A 4,256-nucleotide genomic window follows, 5' to 3' on the forward strand; every position below is an offset into this window, starting at 1 on the left:
CGTTCATCCGTGGTAAGATGGGTGTAGGTCATTTGTGGTCACTCCTTTGTATTCTTTGGTCGGAATTACAAGTTGAGTGTACCACAAATGGCTGTTTTAGTTGTCTAGCTTAATTTTACAATCGGCGTTATTTAATATCACTCAGTTTGTAATTTGATTCTAATCGAAATTCGATAAAAAGAATTTAGATATAATATCTCATCATAAATGATGATGTAATTAATAAGGAGGAAAAAAATCGTGGCAAAGTATATCTTGAAACGCGTTGGACACAGTCTATTGTCATTATTTGTCATTGTAACTGTAACCTTTTTTCTAATGCGTTTAGCACCAGGTAACCCTTTTGCAGCTGAACAGCAAGTGGTTACACCACAAATTCAAGAGCAATTGAACGAAGCCTACGGACTAAATGATCCATGGTATGAGCAATACTTTACTTATGTAAAAAATGTTGCAACACTCGATTTTGGAGAATCGATGAAGTACCGAGGACGCTCAACTAACGATATGATCGCAGAAAGTTTCCCTGTATCAGTAACACTTGGGGCAGCTTCATTGTTATTCGCGATTGGGTTTGGAGTATTATTAGGCGTTATTTCGGCAATGTATCACAATAAAGCAGGTGATTATATTGCAACAATCGTCGCAGTATTAGGAATTTCGATTCCATCATTCGTACTAGCTGGATTAATGCAATATCAATTAGGGCTTCAATTAGGTTGGTTCCCAATCAGTGGTTGGAAAACGAACATGCATGTTATATTACCATCGCTCGCACTTGGGTTAGGGTATATGGGGAATATAGCCAAGATGACCCGGTCAAGTTTATTAGAACAAAACACATCAGAGTACGTGAAATTAGCAAAAGCCAAAGGGCTGAAAAAATGGGGAGTGGTATTTAAACACTCACTGAAAAACGCCTTGCTACCAGTCGTAACTTATTTAGGACCATTAACTGCAGGTATATTGACGGGGAGTTTCGTTATTGAAAATATCTTCGCAATTCCTGGATTAGGACGTCACTTCGTCCAAAGTATTAATAACCGTGATTATACTTTAATTATGGGTATTACAGTGTTCTTTGCGATTGTATTATTAGTAGCGGTATTAATCGTTGATATTTTATATGTATTCTTAGATCCACGTATTCAATTGGAAGGAGATGACAACTAATTATGACTGAAGAACAAGTGCTTTCACAAAAGAATTTTGAAATCGTTGGTGGACGCGAAGAAGATACGGACGTCTTAAGTGAGAAGTCGATCTCTTTCTGGGGCGAGGTTATGCGTGCCTTTATTCGTAACAAACTAGCAATTGTTGGTATAGTTATCTTAGCTATTATCGCAATTATGGCTATATTTGTACCAATCTTGTCACCATATGATTATGCTGAGCAAACAGGGGTATATAACTCTCCGCCGACAGCAGATTTTTGGTTTGGTACTGATAATCTTGGACGTGATGTATTCGTACGTTCATGGGTAGGGGCAAGAATTTCTCTACTTATTGGTATCTCTGCTGCAATTATTAACTTAGTTGTAGGAGTTGTTTACGGAAGTGTTTCTGGATTAATCGGTGGTCGCGTTGATAATATTATGATGCGTATCTGTGATATCTTAAACTCTGTTCCAGAACTATTAATCATTATTTTATTACTAGTTGTATTACAACAAGGTTTAGTACCAATGATTATTGCATTGTCACTAACTGGTTGGATTCGTATGGCTCGTATCGTGCGTGCGGAAGTTATGTCGTTGAAAGCTCAAGAGTATGTTCTAGCATCTAGGACACTTGGGGCATCAGCGTCTCACTTAATTCGCCGACACTTAATTCCAAACGCAATGGGATCAATTATTGTAACAATGACGTTACAAATTCCTGCTGCAATTTTTAACGAGGCTTTCTTAAGTTATATTGGTCTAGGTGTAACACCACCTTTAGCAAGTTGGGGTACTATGGCTTCAGAAGGTAACGAAGCAATCCTAACAGCACCATGGAGACTATTATTCCCTGCATTATTAATTTCAATTACTATCTTTGGATTTAATGCTGTTGGTGATGGTTTACGTGATGCGCTTGACCCTAAATTACGGAAGTAAGGTGATATAAATGACAGATAATTTATTAGAAGTTAAAGATTTGCATATCTCTTTCAAAACGTATGCTGGTAAAGTACACGCGGTTCGTGGGGTTAATTTTGAACTGAAAAAAGGTGAAACATTAGCCATTGTTGGTGAATCTGGATCAGGTAAAAGTGTGACAAGTAACGCAATTATGCGTTTAGTACCACAACCACCAGGAATGTATGATCAAGGAGAAATTATATTTGACGGTAAGAATATTTTAGATTTAAGTGAAGATGAAGTCACACAAATTCGTGGGAATGATATCGCGATGATCTTCCAAGATCCAATGACTGCTTTAAACCCAACAATCAAAATTGGGCATCAAATTACTGAAGTATTTAATATTCACCGTAAAGATATTAGTAAAGCTGAAGCGAAAAAACGCGCGATTGAATTACTAACATTAGTTGGAATTCCGTATCCGGAAGAACGCTTTGAACAATATCCACATGAATTCTCAGGTGGTATGAGACAACGTGTTGTTATTGCGATTGCTTTAGCAGCTGAGCCTAAATTACTTATTGCGGATGAGCCGACAACTGCCTTAGACGTAACTATTCAAGCTCAAATTTTAGAATTAATGAAAGAAATTCAACAAACAACAGATACAGCCATCATTTTTATTACCCATGACTTAGGGGTAGTTGCGAACGTTGCTGATAAAGTGGCTGTAATGTATGCAGGTCAAATCGTTGAATATGGTTCTGCTAATGAGATTTATTATAATCCAAAACATCCATATACATGGGGCTTACTAGGTTCGATGCCGGACTTAGATAGTAATAATGAAGAGGATTTATATACAATTCCAGGAGCGCCACCAAACTTAATTAATCCGCCTAAAGGGGATGCGTTTGCACCGCGTAATCAATTCGCTTTAGCAATTGATTATGAACAAGAACCACCTTTATTTAAAGTGAATGACGAACATTATGTTAAGTCTTGGTTAATGCACGAAGATGCACCACATATTCCGGTTCCTGATATCATTCAGAATCGTATCGATCGTTATACATCACAATCGAAAGGAGATGCATAATTGATGGAGAGAAAAAAATTACTAGAAGTTAAAAACTTAAAGCAATATTTTGGTAAGAAAAAGAATCCAGTTAAAGCAGTAGACGGCATTTCTTTCGATATCTATGAAGGTGAAGTATTAGGTCTTGTAGGTGAATCAGGAAGTGGTAAGTCAACAACTGGCCGTTCAATTATTGGTTTATACAACATTACAGATGGAGAAATCTATTACGATGGTAAACTCATTAGTGGAGATAATTCTCACGATGAAGCGAAAGAATTAGCAACAAACATTCAAATGATTTTCCAAGATCCATATGCTTCATTAAATCCGCGTATGACGGTTGGGGAAATTATTAGTGAAGGTTTCGATATTCATGGATTATATAAAAATAGCCAAGAACGTTTAGACCGTATCTCTGAATTGCTAGCATCTGTAGGATTGAATGCTGAACATGCGGGACGTTATGCACATGAGTTCTCTGGTGGACAAAGACAGCGTATCGGGATTGCCCGTGCTCTAGCTTTAGAGCCTAAATTCATTATTGCTGATGAGCCAATTTCAGCCCTTGATGTTTCAATTCAAGCACAAGTTGTTAACTTGATGAAGCAATTCCAACGTGAACAAGGATTAACTTACTTATTCATCGCCCATGACTTATCAATGGTTAAATACATCTCAGATCGTATTGCCGTTATGTATCGTGGTAAAATCGTTGAATTAGGTAACGCTGATGAGATTTATAATAATCCAGTACATCCTTATACGAAGTCATTGTTATCAGCAGTACCAAAACCAGATCCAATCAGTGAAAGTAAGCGTCAACGTGTTGCTTACTCTCATGAAGAAGTTCTTGAAGAAGAATTAGCAACACACGAAGTTGGACCTGAACACTATGTATATGCTGCTAAGACAGATGTAGATAGATGGGTTGGACAACAGACAACAATTTAATCAAGCTTTCTAAACACAGGCATCTTATTGGGGCTCTTTGTCAAATAGGGTTGATGACTCATTTTAATCAAGATCAAGCAGCATAAGTTGTTGCTTGATCTTTTTTATTTGTCTGAGGGACATATAATCGCGTCATAAGTAAAATACGGTCTCTAAAA

The 4,256-nt window shown here is 37.2% G+C and carries 4 protein-coding genes; all 4 read left to right on the forward strand.

The features are described from left to right. The first annotated feature begins 240 nt into the window (after nucleotides 1-240). The 4 genes from ACEN31_RS11035 to ACEN31_RS11050 are packed head-to-tail and all read left to right on the forward strand — an operon-like array spanning nucleotide 241 to nucleotide 4,098. Nucleotides 241-1,173 (forward strand): ABC transporter permease, encoded by a 933-nt coding sequence (locus tag ACEN31_RS11035; RefSeq protein WP_407109443.1) that lies wholly within the window; start codon nucleotides 241-243, stop codon nucleotides 1,171-1,173. Nucleotides 1,174-1,175: 2 nt separating this feature from the next. Next, complete coding sequence (locus tag ACEN31_RS11040; protein ID WP_407109444.1) at nucleotides 1,176-2,099, forward strand: ABC transporter permease; 924 nt, start codon at nucleotides 1,176-1,178, stop codon at nucleotides 2,097-2,099. A gap of 10 nt (nucleotides 2,100-2,109) precedes the next feature. Then, nucleotides 2,110-3,165 carry an ABC transporter ATP-binding protein gene (locus ACEN31_RS11045; protein WP_407109445.1) on the forward strand — a complete coding sequence of 352 codons (1,056 nt, stop codon included), beginning with the start codon at nucleotides 2,110-2,112 and terminating at the stop codon, nucleotides 3,163-3,165. 3 nt (nucleotides 3,166-3,168) lie between these two features. After that, nucleotides 3,169-4,098, forward strand: a complete 930-nt coding sequence (locus tag ACEN31_RS11050; protein ID WP_407109446.1) for an ABC transporter ATP-binding protein — start codon at nucleotides 3,169-3,171, stop codon at nucleotides 4,096-4,098. Nucleotides 4,099-4,256: the final 158 nt, after the last annotated feature.

Source organism: Ruoffia sp. FAM 26255, from assembly GCF_045528525.1.
Lineage (GTDB): Bacteria > Bacillota > Bacilli > Lactobacillales > Aerococcaceae > Ruoffia > Ruoffia tabacinasalis.

Coding starts and splice junctions, on each gene's coding strand:
- ACEN31_RS11045 (WP_407109445.1), top strand. CDS start 2,110: ATGACAGATAATTTATTAGAAGTTAAAGATTTGCATATCTCTTTCAAA.
- ACEN31_RS11050 (WP_407109446.1), top strand. CDS start 3,169: ATGGAGAGAAAAAAATTACTAGAAGTTAAAAACTTAAAGCAATATTTT.
- ACEN31_RS11040 (WP_407109444.1), top strand. CDS start 1,176: ATGACTGAAGAACAAGTGCTTTCACAAAAGAATTTTGAAATCGTTGGT.